At 72.0% G+C, this 18,035-nt stretch carries 17 protein-coding genes; 14 read left to right on the top strand and 3 right to left on the bottom strand.

Annotation, left to right across the window (positions count from 1 at the left end; genetic code table 11):
- Positions 1–91 precede the first annotated feature (91 nt).
- Together QL987_RS07415 and QL987_RS07410 are read left to right on the top strand one after the other, a co-directional pair.
- The gene (locus QL987_RS07415; RefSeq protein ID WP_111075634.1) at positions 92–1,105 is read left to right on the top strand and encodes an NAD(P)H-dependent glycerol-3-phosphate dehydrogenase; all 1,014 of its coding nucleotides are present in this window, start codon (positions 92–94) and stop codon (positions 1,103–1,105) included.
- Positions 1,106–1,136: 31 nt separating this feature from the next.
- Positions 1,137–2,279 (top strand): D-alanine--D-alanine ligase family protein, encoded by a 1,143-nt coding sequence (locus tag QL987_RS07410; protein ID WP_290156966.1) that lies wholly within the window; start codon positions 1,137–1,139, stop codon positions 2,277–2,279.
- Positions 2,280–2,363: 84 nt separating this feature from the next.
- Here the strand turns inward: QL987_RS07410 and QL987_RS07405 are convergent, their stop codons facing one another.
- On the bottom strand, positions 2,364–2,888 hold the full coding sequence (locus tag QL987_RS07405; RefSeq protein WP_111075602.1) for a DUF3515 domain-containing protein: 525 nt from the start codon (positions 2,886–2,888) through the stop codon (positions 2,364–2,366).
- Between the two features lie 24 nt (positions 2,889–2,912).
- Here QL987_RS07405 and thiL point away from each other — a divergent pair, with 24 nt between their 5' ends.
- Entirely contained in the window at positions 2,913–3,941 is a 1,029-nt protein-coding gene (gene thiL, locus QL987_RS07400) for a thiamine-phosphate kinase (protein WP_290156964.1), read from the top strand.
- Between the two features lie 64 nt (positions 3,942–4,005).
- On the opposite strand, the gene QL987_RS07395 is transcribed toward thiL, so the two are convergent.
- Complete coding sequence (locus QL987_RS07395) at positions 4,006–4,572, bottom strand: RsmD family RNA methyltransferase (protein WP_111075601.1); 567 nt, start codon at positions 4,570–4,572, stop codon at positions 4,006–4,008.
- 177 nt (positions 4,573–4,749) lie between these two features.
- Between QL987_RS07395 and QL987_RS07390 the strand changes: the two genes are divergently transcribed.
- From QL987_RS07390 to QL987_RS07360, 7 genes are all read left to right on the top strand, one after another.
- Positions 4,750–6,951 (top strand): ATP-dependent DNA helicase RecG, encoded by a 2,202-nt coding sequence (locus QL987_RS07390; RefSeq protein WP_290156979.1) that lies wholly within the window; start codon positions 4,750–4,752, stop codon positions 6,949–6,951.
- Positions 6,952–7,032: 81 nt separating this feature from the next.
- The gene (gene coaD, locus QL987_RS07385; protein WP_290156963.1) at positions 7,033–7,521 is read left to right on the top strand and encodes a pantetheine-phosphate adenylyltransferase; all 489 of its coding nucleotides are present in this window, start codon (positions 7,033–7,035) and stop codon (positions 7,519–7,521) included.
- Between the two features lie 68 nt (positions 7,522–7,589).
- Positions 7,590–8,195 carry a DUF177 domain-containing protein gene (locus tag QL987_RS07380; RefSeq protein WP_356840250.1) on the top strand — a complete coding sequence of 202 codons (606 nt, stop codon included), beginning with the start codon at positions 7,590–7,592 and terminating at the stop codon, positions 8,193–8,195.
- 47 nt (positions 8,196–8,242) lie between these two features.
- Positions 8,243–8,446 (top strand): 50S ribosomal protein L32, encoded by a 204-nt coding sequence (rpmF, locus tag QL987_RS07375; RefSeq protein WP_110902027.1) that lies wholly within the window; start codon positions 8,243–8,245, stop codon positions 8,444–8,446.
- A gap of 13 nt (positions 8,447–8,459) precedes the next feature.
- Positions 8,460–9,191, top strand: coding sequence for a ribonuclease III (gene rnc / locus QL987_RS07370; protein WP_111075599.1), 732 nt, complete (start codon positions 8,460–8,462; stop codon positions 9,189–9,191).
- A gap of 4 nt (positions 9,192–9,195) precedes the next feature.
- A complete protein-coding gene (mutM, locus tag QL987_RS07365; RefSeq protein ID WP_290156962.1) occupies positions 9,196–10,212 on the top strand; it encodes a bifunctional DNA-formamidopyrimidine glycosylase/DNA-(apurinic or apyrimidinic site) lyase in 1,017 nt (338 codons plus the stop codon).
- A gap of 33 nt (positions 10,213–10,245) precedes the next feature.
- Positions 10,246–13,983: an AAA family ATPase gene (locus QL987_RS07360; protein ID WP_290156961.1), complete on the top strand. Its 3,738-nt coding sequence runs from the start codon at positions 10,246–10,248 to the stop codon at positions 13,981–13,983.
- A 170-nt stretch (positions 13,984–14,153) separates the two neighbouring features.
- On the opposite strand, the gene QL987_RS07355 is transcribed toward QL987_RS07360, so the two are convergent.
- A complete protein-coding gene (locus QL987_RS07355; protein WP_111075596.1) occupies positions 14,154–15,182 on the bottom strand; it encodes a TerC family protein in 1,029 nt (342 codons plus the stop codon).
- Between the two features lie 275 nt (positions 15,183–15,457).
- Between QL987_RS07355 and ftsY the strand changes: the two genes are divergently transcribed.
- The 4 genes from ftsY (at position 15,458) to QL987_RS07335 (ending at position 17,997) form a co-directional block, all read left to right on the top strand.
- Positions 15,458–16,327, top strand: coding sequence for a signal recognition particle-docking protein FtsY (ftsY, locus tag QL987_RS07350; protein ID WP_290156960.1), 870 nt, complete (start codon positions 15,458–15,460; stop codon positions 16,325–16,327).
- 59 nt (positions 16,328–16,386) lie between these two features.
- Positions 16,387–16,554, top strand: a complete 168-nt coding sequence (locus QL987_RS07345) for a hypothetical protein (RefSeq protein ID WP_181439311.1) — start codon at positions 16,387–16,389, stop codon at positions 16,552–16,554.
- Between the two features lie 112 nt (positions 16,555–16,666).
- A complete protein-coding gene (locus QL987_RS07340; protein WP_221852341.1) occupies positions 16,667–17,038 on the top strand; it encodes a PadR family transcriptional regulator in 372 nt (123 codons plus the stop codon).
- On the top strand, positions 17,035–17,997 hold the full coding sequence (locus QL987_RS07335; RefSeq protein ID WP_290156959.1) for a hypothetical protein: 963 nt from the start codon (positions 17,035–17,037) through the stop codon (positions 17,995–17,997). The genes QL987_RS07340 and QL987_RS07335 overlap by 4 nt, the downstream gene beginning before the upstream one ends.
- Positions 17,998–18,035 lie beyond the last annotated feature (38 nt).

Below are 18,035 nucleotides of genomic sequence, written 5' to 3'. Positions count from 1 at the left end.
GACCGCACCCGGTCTCCGACCGCACGACGACCACCCGGACCCCTCCGTCGCCGCACGCGGTGCGGTCGACACCGCGGCGATCCGTGTCGTGATGCAGTCCACCGACAAGCCACGCGTCGCCGTCATCGGGGCCGGCAGCTGGGGAACCACCTTCGCGAAGGTCCTGGCCGAGGGCGGTGCCGAGACCGTCGTCTGGGCTCGCCGTCCCGAGGTCGCCCGCGAGATCACCGAGACCAAGCGCAACTCGGACTACCTGCCCGGCATCAACCTGCCGCGCACGCTGACCGCGTCGACGTCCCTCGCCGCGGTGCTCGCCGGCGCCGAGCAGGTGTACGTCTCGGTGCCGTCGCAGACCCTCCGCTCGAACCTCGCCGCGATCCGCGAGCTGCTGCCCGCGGACGTGCCGGTGGTCAGCCTCATGAAGGGCGTCGAGAAGGCCACCGGACTGCGGATGAGCGAGGTCCTGCTCGAGGGGCTCGGCATCGACCAGGACCGCATCGCCGTGGCCAGCGGACCGAACCTGGCGCTCGAGATCGCCCGCCGGCAGCCCACCGCCGCCGTCGTGTCGTCGTCGAGCGTCGACACCGCGACCGCCGTCGCCGCGGTCGCGACCAACCCCTACTTCCGCTCGTTCATCAACACCGACGTGATCGGCACCGAGTTCGGCGGGGTGCTCAAGAACCTCATCGCGGTGGCGATCGGCATCGTCGACGGCGTCGGGTACGGCGAGAACACCAAGGCGTCGATCATCACCCGTGGTCTGGCCGAGATGACGGAGTTCGCGGTGTCGCTCGGCGCGCAGCCGTCGACGCTGTCCGGCCTCGCCGGCCTCGGTGACCTCATCGCCACGTGCCAGTCGCCCCTGTCGCGGAACAACACCGCCGGTCGACTGCTCGGCCAGGGGTACCGCTTCGACGAGGTCGTCCGACAGATGAACCAGACCGCGGAGGGCCTGGCCTCGGTCGCGCCGATCCTCGAACTGGCGCGGGCGAACGGCGTCGACATGCCCATCGTCGGGCAGGTCGGCGAGGTCCTCGCCGGTAGGCTCGATCCGCGCAACATCGCGCCGCACCTCACGGAGACCGACGAGCCCCAGGGCGAGTGACCGGTCCCGGTACCCACCGCTTGGAGCGTCCATGAGCAGCACCGCGCCCGCACCCGAACCGACCGACGCCGAGCTCGCCCCGGAGACCGACGAGCGGACCACCGTCGCGGTGCTCTTCGGCGGACGGTCGAGCGAGCACGAGATCAGCTGCGTGACCGCCGGCGGGATCATGGACGTCGTCGACCGCGACCGGTACGACCTGCTGCCCATCGGCATCACGAAGGACGGCGCATTCACCCTGCAGGCGGACGACCCGTCGGACTGGGCGCTCCGCGGCCAGGAGCTGCCCACCGTGCCGGACAACGGCACCCGCGTGCGCTTCCCGGTCTCCGGTGACTCCCGCGAACTGTTCGTGGAACTGCCCGACGGCTCGGTGGAGTCCCTCGGCTCGGTCGACGTGGTGTTCCCGATCCTGCACGGTCCGTTCGGCGAGGACGGCACGATCCAGGGCCTGCTGGAGACCGCCGGCCTGCCCTACGTCGGCGACGGCGTGCTCGCCAGTGCCCTTGCGATGGACAAGCACGTCGCGAAGGCCGTCCTCGAACACGCCGGCCTGCGCGTCGCGCCCTGGACGACCGTGCTCCGTCGGCAGTGGCAGTCCGATCCGGTGGACGTCGCCGAGTCGGTCGCCGCACACGGCTTCCCGCTCTTCGTCAAGCCCGCCCGCGCCGGCTCGAGCATGGGCGTCTCGCGCGTCGACGACCCCGCACAGCTCGGTGCCGCGATGGACCTGGCCTTCGAGCACGACAACAAGGTCATCGTCGAGCCCCGCGTGATCGGGCGCGAGGTCGAGGTCGCCGTCCTGGAGGGCCGTGACGGCACCCCGCGCACGAGTCTGCCCGGCGAGATCGTCGTCGCCGAGGACGGCTTCTACGACTTCAGCGCCAAGTACCTGGGTGGTGACGAGCAGCTGCTCTGCCCGGCCCCACTCACCGAGTCCGAGACCGACGAGATCCGGTCGATCGGTGCCCGGGCGTTCGAGGCGATCGGCGGCGCCGGACTGGCACGGGTCGACTGCTTCCTCACCGACGACGGCTTCGTGGTCAACGAGGTCAACACGATGCCCGGCTTCACGCCGTTCTCGATGTACCCGCGCTGCTGGGCGGCGTCGGGCATGGCCTACCCGGACCTGGTCGCCGAGCTCATCGAGCTGGGGCGGGTCGCGGTCCGCTGATCTCTGCGGGCGCCGAGCGCCCAGCGCTCTGGCCGACGTCCGCGGGCGCCCAGCGCTCTGGCCGACGTCCGGCGGAGCAGCGCTCTATCCGACGTCCTGCGGATCGAGGCAGCGGTGCCCGTCCTTCGGCAGCGTCGACACCGCGTCGCCGAGGTCCTGCAGAGCGTCCGGCGTCGCGCGCTTCGTGTCGATGACGACCTGCACCGCGGGCGAGCGGCCGAAGGTCGTGTAGACGACGTTCTGTCCGCGGTCGTCGCGGATCCAGTCGACCGAGCCCTGCGCGAAGCACGGCAGGTCGGAGACCGTCGGCACGGCGACACCGCAGTGGTAGAGCACGGCGGCGGGGGACCCCCACGCAGCGGTCGCCTGCGCCGAGGTGTTGCGGAGCGGCAGCGTGCTGTTCACCGTCGCGGGGAGTCGGACCTGCGCTCCGGCGCAGGCGGCCGCGTTCGCGGAGGGAGCGGCCTGCATCGCGACGGCGTTCGTGCACCCGGTCAGTCCCACGACGACGGCCGCGGCCAGGACGAGACCCGCGACGGCACTGCGCCGACGGGTGACCGTCCGAGGGCGACGGGTGACGATCCGGGGGCGGCGGGGTGCGGTGTCCATCGGCGTCCAGGCTACCGTTCTGGTGTGGACGCGACCGACGAGCAGGACCCCGGCACCCGGCCCCTTACAGCAGCAGACGCGACGGTCGGGGCACTCGGCGAACTGGCCGTGCTCGCCCGCGTGACCCGGCGCCTCCCGTCCGGCTCGCCGCTGCTCGGCCCCGGTGACGACTGCGCCGTCGTCGCCGCTCCCGACGGACGCTTCGTCGTGACGACGGACATGATGGTGCACGGCCCGGACTTCCGGTGGGCCTGGTCCTCGCCGGAGGACGTCGGCTGGAAGGCCGCCGTCACGAACCTCTCCGACGTCGCCGCGATGGGCGCGGTGCCCTCGGGCCTCGTCGTCGCGATGGCCGCCCCGCAGGAGACGCCGGTGACCGTGCTCGAGGGCATCGCCGACGGCTTCCGACTCGCGATCGAGGCCCTGGCACCCGGCATCGGGGTCGTCGGCGGCGACCTGTCGACCTCGGCGACGTTCTCGCTGACCGTGACGGCGTTCGGCGACCTCGGTGGCCGTGCTCCCGTCGTCCGCTCGGGCGCGCAGCCGGGTGACGTCCTGGCGGTCTCGGGCGAGCTCGGGCCGGCCGCACGGGGGCTCGCCCGCCTGTTCCGCGACGGGGTCGACGACGCCGGTGAGCCGGACGCCGCCCGGGTCCGGGCGAGCGGGGCGGACACCGACCCCGACGTGGGCCGGCAGCGCCGTCCGGTGCCGCCGATCGCCGACGGGCCGCTCGCCGCCGCAGCCGGAGCGACCGCGATGCTCGACCTGTCCGACGGTCTGGCGATCGATGCCGGCCGGCTGGCGCGGGCGAGCGGGGTGACGCTGGAGCTCGACGTCGAACCGGCACTGGACCCGGTCGCGCTGCACGGCGGCGAGGACCACGGGCTGCTGGCGACGTTCCGGCCCGGCGCGAGCCTGCCCGGTGGGTTCCGCCGGATCGGGGTCGTCCGCGCACGCGCGGCGGACCACGGCGTCGACCTGGTGCGTGGCGGGGACGCGGTCCCGACGACGGGCTGGGACCCCTACGCCGACTGGGACGGCGCGGCAGGCTGAGCGCGCCGCACGTCCGGCAGCAGCAGCGCGCTGTGGAGCCGGCTCAGCCCGCGGTCTGACCGGGTCAGCCCGCGGCGTCCGCCAGGGCTTCCCACGCGACGGTGTCGCCCCAGGACCGCTTGCTGAACGGCGTCAGACCGGCCGGCCACGTCGGTTCCGGCGAGCGGGTGCCCCGTTCGACGACGACGACCGCTTCGGGCGTCAGTCGGGACACCAGGGCGTCGAGGACGTCGGTCAGCTCGGACTCCGGGACCTCGTACGGCGGGTCGATGAACACCAGGTCGAACGTCTTCGCCGTGGTGCGGAGGTAGCCGAGGGCCGGCTGCGCGTGCACCGCGACCCGGACGCCCGGCACACGCTTCTGCACCGCCTTCGCGTTCTCACGACAGGCGGCCGCAGCGGGTGCCGCCCGATCGACGAGCGACACCTCGACCGCACCCCGCGAGGCCGCTTCGAGGCCCAGGGCACCGGTCCCCGCGTACAGGTCGGCGACCGAGGTGTCGTCGATCAGCCCGCGCGACTCGAGCGACGAGAAGAGCGCTTCGCGCACGCGGTCGCTCGTCGGCCGGGTGCCGGACTTCGGCACCCGGAGCGTCGTGGAGCCGGCGGCACCGGCGATGATGCGGGTCATACAGCCACCGTAGCGGGCAGCCGGTGCCCCTCCGACGTTCTCCACAGGCGTCCGGGAGGCCCGTGGCAGGTCGGTCGTGCCGGGTACCGTGGCCCTGTGGTCACCTCCCGCGCCGACTCCGCTCCGACGACGCCCGACAGCTCCGCGCCCGACGGGTCCGTGCCTGCAGCCCCCGACGTGCAGTGGGGACCGGCACCGCTCGACGTGAAGCTGGCGAACGTCCTCGGCGGCCGGACCGCGAAGGCGATCGAGAAGGCCTTCGGCCACCGGACCGTCGGCGAGTTCCTCGAGCACGCCCCCCGGCGCTACGCCGAACGCGGTGCGCTGACCGCGCTGGACTCCCTGGCGATCGGCGAAGCGGTGACGATCGTCGCCGAGGTGATCGAGGTCCGCGAGCGTACGATGCGCGCGCGGCGCGGGTCGATCCTCGAAGCGAAGATCGGGGACGGCAAGGGCCTGCTGACCCTGACGTTCTTCAACCAGGGCTGGCGCACGAAGGACCTCGTCCCGGGTGCCCGCGGGGTGTTCGCCGGCAAGGTCGGCGACTACCGCGGTGCCCGGCAGCTGGCACACCCGGACTACGAGCTGTTCGACCGCGACGACCCGCGTGCCCTGGCGGACCCCGAGTCGGACGAGGCCATCCGGTGGTCGCGGCAGCCGATCCCGATCTACCCGGCGACGGCGTCGCTGTCGTCGTGGCAGATCGCGAAGGCGATGGGCATCGTCCTGGACACCCTGCCGGACGTCGCCGACCCGATCCCGACCACGGTGCGGACCCGTCTCGACCTGGTGCCGTTCCGGAAGGCGCTCGAGATGCTGCACCGGCCCGAGAAGGTCGCCGACTTCAAGCGCGCGCAGGACGCCCTGCGTTACCGCGAGGCGTTCGTGCTGCAGACCGCCCTGGTGCAGCGTCGCATCGCGGCCCGCGCGACGGCCTCGGTGGCACGCGTCGCCGCGCCGGGCGGGATCCTCGAGCGGTTCGACGCGACCCTGCCGTTCACGCTCACCGACGACCAGCGATCGGTCGGTGCCGAGATCGCCCAGGACATGGCCGGCAGCTGGCCGATGCACCGCCTGGTGCAGGGCGAGGTCGGTTCCGGTAAGACCCTCGTGGCGATCCGGGCGATGCTCACCGTGGCGGAGTCCGGCGGGCAGTCGGCCCTGATCGCCCCGACCGAGGTCCTGGCGGCGCAGCACCTCCGGTCGATCGTGAAGTTCCTCGGCCCGGACCTCGCCGCGGAGCTCCGACCGGTGATCCTGACCGGGTCGCAGTCCACCGACGAACGCCGACGCGCACTGCTCGCCGCGGCCTCCGGCGGTTCCCGGCTCGTCGTCGGTACGCACGCGCTCCTCGGTGACCGCGTGGACTTCGCCGAACTCGGTCTGGTGGTCGTCGACGAGCAGCACCGGTTCGGCGTCGAGCAGCGTGAAGCCCTGCGGACGAAGGGCACGACCCCGCCGCACGTGCTGGTGTTGACCGCGACGCCGATCCCGCGCACGGTCGCGATGACCGTGTTCGGCGACCTCGACGTGTCGACCATCCAGGGCATGCCCTCCGGTCGCGCCGGGGTGGAGACCTTCACGGTCGGGCTCGCCGAGCACCCCGGGTGGGAGTCCCGGATCTGGACCCGGATGGCCGAGGAACTGGCGGACGGTCGGCAGGCGTTCGTCGTCTGCCCCGCCATCGACGACGCCCACGGCGAGGACGACGGCGCCCCCGAGCCCGCCGCCGACGGCAGCGACCCGGAGGGCACGCCGACGCGGAAGCCCGCGACCGTCCTGGCGACCGCCGAGCGGATGCGCACGATGCCGGTGCTCGACGGTCGGCGGATGGAGGTCCTGCACGGTCGCATGACGGCAGAGGAGAAGGACCGGGTGATGACGTCCTTCGCCGACGGGGCCGTCGACGTGCTCGTCGCCACGACGGTGATCGAGGTCGGGGTCGACGTGCCGAACGCCTCGATGATGGCGGTGCTCGACGCCGACCGGTTCGGTGTCTCGCAGCTGCACCAGCTGCGCGGACGCATCGGCCGCGGACAGTACGCGGGCGTCTGCCTGCTCGTCACCCACGCCGAGGCCGAGACGGTGTCGCGCGAGCGGGTCGACGCGGTCGCGGCGTCCGACGACGGGTTCGAACTGGCACGGGTGGACCTGGAGCTCCGCCGCGAGGGCGACGTCCTCGGTGAACGCCAGTCCGGCGGACGGTCCTCGCTCACCCTGCTGCGGGTGGTGCAGCACGCCGACGTCATCATCGACGCCCGCGAAGAGGCCGAGCGGGTCCTCGAGCGCGACCCGGACCTCAGCGGCAGCCCGGCGCTGCTGGACGCCCTGGCACGGCGACTGGACGAGTCCGACGCGGCGTTCCTCGGCAAGAACTGAGCACGCGGCGATCGAGCACGGAGCCGAACGGAGCCGGACGGCGCCGCAGCGGGTCAGGACCGGGTCGGTATGGTCGCCTGCATGACGAAGATCGCCGTGGTGCCCGGTTCCTTCGATCCCGTGACGCTGGGGCACCTCGACGTCATCGCCCGTGCCGCGGAGCTGTTCGACGAGGTCCACGTGCTCGTCGTCCACAACCCCGACAAGAAGGCCGCGCTGTTCGACGCCGCCGACCGGGTCCGCCTCATCGAGGAGTCCCTGACCGAGGTCGGCGTGCCCGGCACGGTCGTGGTCGGGGAGTGGACCGCCGGGCTCCTGGTCGACTACTGCCGACAGGTCGGCTCGAAGATCCTGGTGAAGGGCGTCCGCTCCGGCGAGGACGTGGCGTACGAGACCCCGATGGCGATCATGAACCGCCACCTGGCCGGCGTCGAGACGGTGTTCCTGCTGCCGGACGCTGCCCGGGCGCACGTGTCGAGCTCGCTCATCCGACAGGTCTCGGGCCTGGGCGGCGACGTCACGCCGTACGTGCCGCAGGTCGTGGCGCGCGCACTCGCCGCCCGGCACTGAGACCGGCACCACCCCGACACGCGTCGGGTGCTCGACTCCTCGGCTCGGGCGCGCTAGGCTGGTTGATCGTGTATTCCTCCGTGAACAGCCCCTACGCCCTGCGTGTGCGTGAACTCGCGCAACGGCCGGGCGAGATGCGCGAGGTCTCGCTCGACATCGCGGTGCCGAGCACGCTCGGCGCCGGGCTGATCGCCGTGCGCGAGGGCGACCAGATGCACCTCGACGTCAAGCTCGAGGGCCTGCACGAGGGCATCCTGGTCTCCGGACACGCCCGGGCCGAGGCGACGGGGGAGTGCTCGCGCTGCCTCATCGACATCAGCGAGCCCGTCGAGGTCGAATTCGCGGAACTGTTCGCGTATGATGCCTCGGAGGAATTCGACTACCAGGTTCACGATGAGCACGTGGATTGTGAACCGGTCGTCCGAGACGCAGTGGTGCTGTCGCTGCCGTTCACCCCGCTCTGCCGACCGGACTGTCCAGGACTCGACCCGGTGACGGGTGAGCGCCTGGCGGACGCCGGTGAGCGACCGGCCCCGTCGGCCACAGATCCCCGTTGGGCGGCGCTCGGCGGGATCCAGTTCGACAGCAACGACCACCAGGACCCCAGCGGGCACCACGCCGCTGACCAGACCACCGCGGACGAGGAGCGGGCGCCGGCCGACCAGGCCGAGTGACCGCCACCATCCACGACTGACCACCGACCAAACGAAAGAGAACCACCATGGCCGTTCCGAAGCGCAAGCAGTCCCGTGCGAACACGCACGCCCGTCGATCGCAGTGGAAGGCCGCTCCGGTCCAGCTCGTGAAGACGATCGAGAACGGCAAGGTCGTCTACAGCCTCCCGCACCGTGCGAAGGTCGTCGAGGACTCGGCCGGCACCCCCCTGTACATGGAGTACAAGGGCCGCAAGGTCGCCGACGTCTGATCGGACTGCACTCATGACTGCGACGTCCGGCGCCGCGGGGTCCAGCCCCGTGGGGCCGGACGTCGTTCGTCTTCGTGACCTCCTCGGGGTCCCTGTCGATCTCGAGCTCCTCCAGCTCGCGCTGACCCACCGTTCGTACGCGTACGAGCACGGCGGGATCCGGCACAACGAGCGGCTGGAGTTCCTCGGCGACTCCATCCTCGGTCAGGCCGTGACCGTCAAGCTCTTCCGGGACTACCCGGAGCTCGACGAGGGTGAGCTCGCCAAGCGGCGCGCGAGCCTGGTGTCGACCGTCGCCCTGGCGGAGATCGGTCGGCACATCGGCCTCGGTGCGTACCTCCGGCTCGGCAAGGGCGAGGAGCAGACCGGTGGTCGGGACAAGTCCTCGATCCTCGCCGACACCGTCGAAGCCGTGATCGGTGCGACCTACCTGTCCGCGGGTGCTGACTCCGCCACCGACCTGGTGCTCGGTCTCGTCGCCCCGCTGCTCGTCGATCCGGCACGCTTCGGCGCCGCGATGGACCCGAAGACCAGCCTGCAGGAGCTCGCGTCCGCGCTGACGCTCGGCAACCCGGCCTACCGGATCACCGAGGCCGGCCCGGACCACGACAAGACCTTCCACGCCACCGTCGTGCTGCAGGGCGAGGACATCGCCACCGGCACCGGGACGAGCAAGAAGACCGCCGAGATGTCGGCCGCGCTCGACGCCTGGACACGCCTGTCCGGGCGGACCGCCGGGGCCTGACCAGGTGCCCGAACTCCCCGAGGTCGAGGTCGTCCGCGCGGGCCTCGAACCCGCGGTCACCGGTGCGCGGGTCCTGCACGTGCAGGTGCTCGACGAGCGTGCCCTCACCCGGCACGACGGTCCGGCCGAGGACTTCGCGCACCGCCTGACCGGCCGGACGATCGCCGCTGCCGTCCGCCGTGGCAAGTTCATGTGGTTCCCGCTGAGTGACCAGGCAGCACAGAGCGACGAGGCAGCACAGAGCGACGAGGCAGTGCAGAGCGACGACACGCAGCCCGAGGCACTCGTCGCCCACCTCGGCATGAGCGGCCAGATCCTGCTCGGCCGCGACCGCCCCGCCGCCCGCCACCGCCGCATCGTCCTCGACGTCCAGCCGCCCGGCACGGACCGCGACGGTGCTCCGGAGACACCCGTCCAGCTCGAGTTCGTCGACCAGCGGACCTTCGGGTCGATGGCGATCGACCGGATGCTGCCGACGATCGACGGCGCTCCCGCCGGTCTGGCCGGCGCCGTGGACACGATCGACCCCGACGCGGCCTGGCGTCGCCGGATCCCGTTCCAGGTGTCGCACATCGCCCGCGACCCGCTGGACCCCGCGTTCGACGACGACCGCTTCCTGGCCGCGGCACGCAAGCGGTCGAGCGGCATCAAGCGGGTCCTGCTCGACCAGGGTGTCATCAGCGGCATCGGGAACATCTACGCCGACGAGTCACTCTGGGCAGCGAAGCTCCACCACGACCGCCCGGCCGACCGGCTGCCGCGTGCGACCCTCCGCGGGCTGCTCGACGAGGTCCGAGCGGTGCTGCGGCGCGCGCTGGAGGACGGCGGCACGAGCTTCGACGACCAGTACGTCAACGTGAACGGGCAGTCCGGCTACTTCTCGCAGCGCCTGGCGGTGTACGGGCAGCAGGGTGAGCCGTGCCCGCGGTGCGGCACGCCGATCGTGCGCGAGCCGTGGATGAACCGCTCCAGCCACCGTTGCCCCGTGTGCCAACCGAGGCCGCGCGTCCGCCTGCGTTAGCCTGACGCGGACGCCGAGGACCCCGGAGACCGCATGTACCTGAAGAGCCTGACCATCAAGGGGTTCAAGTCCTTCGCGCAGCCGACGACGTTCGCGTTCGAACCCGGCGTCACGTGCATCGTCGGGCCGAACGGCTCCGGCAAGTCGAACGTGGTCGACGCCCTCGCCTGGGTGATGGGGGAGCAGGGTGCCAAGACCCTGCGCGGCGGCAAGATGGAGGACGTCATCTTCGCCGGCACCGCCACCCGCGGGCCGCTCGGTCGGGCACAGGTCACGCTGACGATCGACAATGCGGACGGGCTGCTGCCGATCGAGTACGCCGAGGTGACGATCGCCCGCACGCTGTTCCGCAACGGCGGCAGCGAGTACGCCATCAACGGCGAGAACTGCCGGCTGCTCGACGTGCAGGAGCTGCTGAGCGACACCGGCCTCGGTCGTGAGATGCACGTCATCGTCGGGCAGGGCCAGCTCGACAAGGTGCTGCACGCCACCCCGGAGGACCGACGCGGCTTCATCGAGGAGGCCGCCGGCATCCTCAAGCACCGTCGCCGCAAGGAGAAGACGCTCCGCAAGCTCGAGGCGATGCAGACGAACCTCACCCGGCTGTCCGACCTGGCGGGGGAGATCCGGCGGCAGCTGAAGCCGCTCGGTCGGCAGGCCGAGGTGGCCCGGAAGGCGCAGTCCGTCGCCGCGGTCGCACGGGACGCGAAGGCGCGGCTCCTGGCGGACGACGTGGTGCGCCTCCGCCGCGAACTCCGCGACCACCTGGCCGTCGAGACCGGCCGGAAGTCCGAGCGCGGCGTCCTGCAGGAGCGGCTCGACCAGATCCGGCAGCGCCAGCAGCAGGTCGAGGCGAGCATGGTCGGCGACGACGTGGACCGCGCCCGGACGGTGGTGCACCGGCTCGAGAGCGTGCAGGAGCGCCTCCGCAGCCTGTCGATGCTCGCGAACCAGCGGCTGATGTTCCTGGCCCAGCAGGCCGAGGCGCCGCAGCAGGGTCCGACGATCACCCCGGAGCGGGTCGCCGGTGTCCGTGCCGAGGCCGACCGGCTCGACGACCGGGCTCGCGACATGCAGGCCGGCACGACGACCGTCGCCGAGCAGGTCCGTGCCGCCCGTGCCGCGCTCGACGCCCTCGACGAGCAGATCGCCGCGCAGGCCGCCCTGGTCGCGCAGCACGACCTCGACGGGCAGCGGCTGGCGAGTGCGGTGGAGGTCGCCCGGTCCAAGCGCTCCGCGGCCACGAACGACCGGGAACGGCGGGAGCGGTCGTTGACCGAGGCCGTCGCCCGTGCCGAGCAGGCGGCCGCCGCGCTCGAGGACGTCGGCCGCGACCCGGCTCTCGACACCGACGAGGACGCCCTCACGGCGGCGCTCGCCACCGCGCGTGAGCAGCTCGACCACGCGCAGACCGACCGGGACGCCCACCGCGACCGGCTGCACACGCTCGAGCGTGAGCGGGACGCGCTGGACGCCCGGATCGCCGCCCTGGCGCTGTCGATCGACGTGCGCGACGGCTCCCAGGCCGTCATCGACGCCGGTCGTGCGGGCATCGTCGGCCGCCTGGCCGACCGCCTCACGGTGACGCCCGGGTTCGAGGCGGCCGTCGCCACGGCGCTCGACGGCCTGGCCGACGCCGTCCTCGCCGACGACCGCGCGGTCGCACTCGGCGCCGTCGAGCACGCCCGTTCGGCCGACCTCGGCCGCATCGACGTGGTCGTCGCCGACGTCGCCGGCACCGGTTCCCGACTGCCGGCCGTGCTGCCGCCGTCGGTCCACCGGGCGCTCGACCTGGTGCAGGGCCCGCCCGCCCTCACCGCCCTGCTGGCCGACACGCTGGTCGCGGACGACGACGTCGACCTGGAGGCCGTGCTCACCGCCGCCCCCGACGCCACGGTGGTCACGCGGTCCGGCGACCTGGTCCGCGCCGCCCGGGTGACCGGCGGCGGAGCACGGACCACGTCCCGCATCGAGCTCGTCGCCGACCGGGACGACGCCGAGACGCGACGACAGACCGTGGTGACCGAGGCGGAGGAGGCGGCCACGGGCCTCCAGGCCGCACGGACCGCGGTCGAGACGGCACGACGGGCGGTGGACGAGGCCGACCGTGCCGCGCGTGAGCACGCCCGCGCGAGCGCCGAGTACGACCGGGCCAGTGCGTCCGCCCGGGCCCGCGCCGAGAACACCGCGGCCGAGGTCGACCGTCTGCGTGCTGCCCTGGCCGAGACCGACGGCACGACGGCCGCGACCGACGCGGCGCTGGCCGAGGCGGAGACCGCGCTCCGGCAGTTCACCGACCGGCCGAAGCCCGTCGTCGACGCGTCGGCCCGACCGGCGGCGCAGGACGCGGTCGACGCCGCCCGGGCCGCCGAGATCGAGCACCGGCTGCAGGTCGAGACCGCCCGGGAACGCGCGCGTGCCGAGCGCCGACGCGCCGACCAGCTGGAACGGCAGCTCGAGGCCGAGCGTGCCGCGGCCGAGGAAGCAGCCCGGCTCGCGGTCATCCGCCGGGCCCAGATCGCCTCGGCCGAAGGGGTGCTCGCGGACCTGCCGGTGGTGCTGGCCGCGGTCGACCGGTCCCTCGCCGAGGCACGGGTGCAGCTCGCGTCGGAGGAGTCCGAGCGGTCCCGCCGCAACACCGAGCTGCAGACGATCCGGAACGAGGAGCGCGAGCTGCGCGACCGGTTGCAGACCCTCACCGACGGTGTGCACTCGCTCGAGATGGAGATCTACGAGAAGCGGCTGCACGTCACCGGGGTCCTGGACCGGGCGCAGAGCGAGCTCGGGCTGGGGGAGTCCGTCCTGGTCGCGGAGTACGGGCCGGACGTCCCGGTGCCGGTCGACGTGCTGGTCGACCCGAGGGTGCTGGCACGACGGCACCGGGAAGCGGCACGGGCGGCGGCAGCGGTCACCGGCGACGACACGACCGCGGACACGACAGCGGTCACGACCCCGGAGACGGACGTCGACGCCGATGCCGACACGGACACCGAGCTCGTCGACGCCGAGTCGACCCTGCCCGGCGGACCGGCGCTGCCCGAGTTCGAGGCGCCCGACGTCGATCCCGCAACCGTCCCGACCACCCCCTACGTCCGCGAGGAGCAGGAGCGCCGACTGGCCGCCGCCGAGCGGGACCTCGGCCGGCTCGGCAAGGTGAACCCGCTGGCGCTCGAGGAGTTCCAGGCGCTCGAGCAGCGGCACGCGTTCCTGTCCGAACAGCTCGAGGACCTGCAGCAGACCCGCACCGATCTGCTGACGATCATCGAGGAACTCGACGGCAAGATGCAGACGATCTTCGCGTCGGCGTTCGAGGACACGCAGGCGGCGTTCGACGTCGTGTTCCCGATCCTGTTCCCGGGCGGTTCGGGTTCGATCTCGCTGACGAACCCCGACGACATGCTCACCACGGGCATCGACGTGCAGGTGAAGCCCGCCGGCAAGAAGATCGACCGGTTGACGCTGCTGTCCGGCGGCGAGCGGTCCCTGGCGGCGGTGGCGCTCCTGGTGGCGATCTTCACCGCGCGGCCGAGCCCGTTCTACATCATGGACGAGGTCGAAGCGGCCCTCGACGACGCCAACCTCGGCCGCCTGCTCACCGTGTTCGGCCGCCTGCGCGAGGCGTCGCAGCTCATCGTCATCACGCACCAGAAGCGGACGATGGAGATCGCGGACGCGCTGTACGGGGTGTCGATGCGGCAGGACGGCGTCTCGGCCGTCGTCGGCCAGCGGGTGCAGCGGCCCGAGCCCCCGGCCGAGCCGGCGGTCGCGTAGCCGCCGCGGAGCGACTGATGGGCGAGCCTCGGCTCGGCGGACACTTCGTGCCGTCGCGGCGGCGTGATCTGTCCGCCGGACCGAGCCTCGGCTGTCGCGGCCGCACCCATGACGGACGGGAGGCCCGGTACCAGCTGGTACCGGGCCTCCCGTCCGTCGTGTGGGGACGCCTACTTCGCGTCCGCCTGGACCTCCGACGGCTTCTCGCCCGCCGGGGTGAGGCCGCGCTGCTGGCGACGCTTCGACACCACGAGGCTGGCGACCGTCGCGACGGTGATCGTCAGCAGGATGAACCCGAGCGAGAACCAGATCGGGATCTCCGGGGCCCACTCGACGTGCTGCCCGCCGTTGATGAACGGCACCTCGTTGACGTGCAGCGCGTGGAAGACGAGCTTCACGCCGATGAAGGCGAGGATGACGGCCAGACCCTGACCCAGGTAGATGAGCCGTTCGAGCAGCCCGGCGATCAGGAAGTACAGCTGACGGAGACCCAGCAGCGAGAACGCGTTCGCGGTGAACACGATGAACGCGTCCTGGGTGAGACCGAAGATCGCGGGGATCGAGTCGAGGGCGAAGAGGACGTCGGTCAGACCGATCGAGACCATGACGAGGAGCATCGGGGTGAAGAGGCGCTTGCCGTTCACCCGGGTGGTCATGCGGTCACCGTCGAAGTGGTCCGAGGTCGGGATGACGCGGCGGAGCAGACGGATGAGCTTCGAGTCGCCGTCCTCGGCACCGTGCTCGTCGCCGCCCTTGGCCTGCGACCAGGCGAGCCAGAACAGCAGGATGCCGAACAGGTAGAAGACCCACGAGAAGTTCTCGATGATCGTGACACCGAGGGCGATGAAGACACCGCGGGCGACGAGGGCGATCGCGACACCGACCAGCAGGACCTTCTGCTGGAACTCCTTCGGCACCGCGAAGGTCGTCATGATGATGAGGAAGACGAAGAGGTTGTCGACGGACAAGGCCTTCTCGGTCAACCAGCCGGCGAAGTACTCACCGCCGGCCTGTCCGCCGCCGAACACCCAGACGCCGACACCGAACAGGATCGCGAGGGCGATGTAGACGACCGACCAGAAGGCCGATTCGCGGATGTGCGGCACGTGCGGGGTGCGCACGTGCGAGAAGAAGTCGAACACGAGCAAGGCGAGGATGCCTGCGATCGTGATGAGCCACACGTACAGGGGAACGTCCACTGGAACCTCCAGGTCAGGGGCGCACCACATCGTCAGTCGACGAGCTCCGACCACGGAAGTGGTCCGGAAAACGGGTACGCCAGAGCCTGAAGGTCTCTTCCGCCGCGGTCCTGATCGGTGTCCGACGAGGTCGATTCCGAACTGGGCCGCGACCGACGCCCCGGGTCCGGGTCGTTCCGGGCCGTACTGACGGGGTCGCCGAGAGGGAATACTCCCCTTCGCGTCTCCGACACTACCGAAGGTCGCGCTCACCCGGGCCCCTCTAAGCTGGGAACATGGCGAGTAGTTGGTCACTGTCCTCCCGGCTCCGGGGTCTCTTCCAGCGGAAGACCATCGACGAGACGACGTGGGAGGACCTCGAGACCGCACTCATCGGCGCCGACTTCGGTCCCGACATCTCGGAGGAGATCATCGAGGACCTCCGCGCCCGGGTCGAGCGCTACGGCACGACCGACCCGGCCGACCTCAACCGGATGCTCCGCGAGGTACTCGAAGAGCGGCTGTCGAAGCTCGACACGACGTTGAAGCTCAGCGCCCGGCCGGCCGTCGTGCTCGTCGTCGGCGTGAACGGCGTCGGCAAGACCACCACCATCGGCAAGTTCGCCAAGTTCCTCCGCACCTACGACCGCACGGTCCTGGTCGGCGCGGCCGACACCTTCCGTGCCGCCGCCGTCGAGCAGGTCGCGACCTGGGCGCAGCGTGCCGGCGTCGACGTCGTCCGCCCGTCGCAGCCCGGACAGGACCCGGCCTCGGTCGCCTACCAGACCGTCGAGCAGGCGATCCGGACGGGGATCGAGATCGTCGTCATCGACACCGCCGGCCGACTGCACACCAAGGCCGGACTGATGGACGAGCTCGGCAAGATCAAGCGCGTCGTCGAGAAGCAGACCGAGATCGCCGAGGTCCTGCTGGTCCTCGACGCGACGACCGGGCAGAACGGCCTGGCGCAGGCGCAGGCGTTCATCGAGGGCGCTGGCGTCACAGGCCTGGTCATCACGAAGCTCGACGGGTCGGCCAAGGCCGGCTTCGTGCTCAGCGTGCAGGAGAAGACCGGCATCCCGATCAAGCTCATCGGGCAGGGCGAGGGCATCAACGACCTGACCGGCTTCACCCCGCACGTCTTCGTGCAGAACCTCGTCGGCTGAGCCCGGGTACCGTCTGGGCAGTACACGGATCGTCCAGGTACATCGGAAGGGGTCCACACATGCCCGCACTGCTCCTCATCGCCATCATCATCGGCATCGTCCTGCTCGTGACCGGGATCGTCAGCGCCGCGCTGAAGTTCCTGCTCTTCATCGGCCTGGTGCTCATCGTCCTCGCCGTGATCGGCTGGATCCTCCGCCGCGTCCGCGGTGGCGGGACGCGCGTCTGACGCGCAGCACGACGACCGACGGGAGGCTCCCCACCAGCTGGTGGGGAGCCTCCCGTCCGTCTGTGGCGCACCCGCGCTTGCCATGCTCTGTCGGTCAGAGTATCTTCGCCACATGAGCACCGCTGAGATGCGCGAACCGACCCTGCTCGTGCTGACCTCCCTGGCCGGGGGACGCAAGCACGGGTACGGCCTCATCGGCGACGCCGCCGAACTGTCCGACGGGCGGGTCCGACTCAAGGTCGGCACGCTCTACGCCGTCCTCGACCGACTCCTCGACCAGGGGCTCGTCGCCAGCGCGGGGGAAGAGGTGGTCGACGGACGACTCCGTCGTTACTTCGAACTCACCGACGCCGGAGCCGACGCCCTCGACACCGAGGTCCGCCGCATCGAGGCCAACGCCGCTGCCGCACGGGCGCGGCTGACGGCATGGCGGCCGAGCCCGGCCGCACGCAGCATCCACATCCGACCGGGGGGAGCGTCGTGACGAACACGAGACTGGAACAGGACTACGACCGGGCGCTCGGGTGGTACCCGACGCGGTGGCGACGGACGCACGGCCCGGCGATGCTCGGCACGCTGCTCGACGTCGCCGACGGTGAGGGCCGCAGTCGACCGGCGCACGGCGAGCTCGCCGAACTGCGGTGGCAGGGCCTCCGCGAACGCGTGAACGCCGTCGTCCCCGGGGACGTCCGGGTGCTCGCGGCGTCGATCGGCACCGGGGCCGCCGCCGGGTTCGCCCTGGTCTACCTGCTCGCGGTCTCGTGGGTGCCGTGGGGTCCACCGGCCGGTACGGCGTGGCCCGACCTGCCCGCGTTCGGACCGTTCCGGAACCCCGGCGTGCTGTTCGCTGTCCCGATCCTGCTCGGCGCGCTCGCGGCACTCGGCCGACAGCGGATGCTCGCCCACCTCGCCGGTGTCCTGGCTGTGCTCGGCATCGTCGTCGCCCGCATCACGGTGCAGGCGACCGAGAACTGGAACGGACCGGGGACGACCACGCTCGTCACGGTGGCGGCGCTCGTCGTCGTCGCGAACACCGGGGCGCCGCGGGACCGCCGCGCCCTCGGCACCGCGTTCGGGGTGGTGACGGCCGGACTCGCGCTCTTCGTCGGCCTGCAGCTGCCGACCGGGCACCCGTTCGAGGCGATGCTGTTCACCGACGGATCGTGGTGGGGAGCCGGGGTCACACCGGCCCTCCTCGGCGTGGTCGGGGTGCTCGTGCTGGTCGCGGTCGGGCAACTCGTCCGCGGTCGGCACACTGTCCCTGCCGCGGCGCTCGCCGTCGCCTGGATGCCGTGGGCGGTCGCCGGCACCATCACGCTCCGGTACTTCGCCGCCGAGGACGGGGCATCGGTCCTCATGGCGGTGGGCTCGACCCTGATGGCGCTCACCGCCCTGGTGATCGCACGTCGGGTGCCACAGGGGTCCCGACGCGAGCGCGCGTGAACCGTACCGGCGGGGCGGGCCGGTGCCGCGCCTCCCGG

The organism is Curtobacterium sp. APC 4022 (assembly GCF_030407555.1).
In the GTDB taxonomy this organism is placed as follows: Bacteria; Actinomycetota; Actinomycetes; order Actinomycetales; family Microbacteriaceae; genus Curtobacterium.
This window is presented reverse-complemented; position numbering and strand designations above follow the sequence as displayed.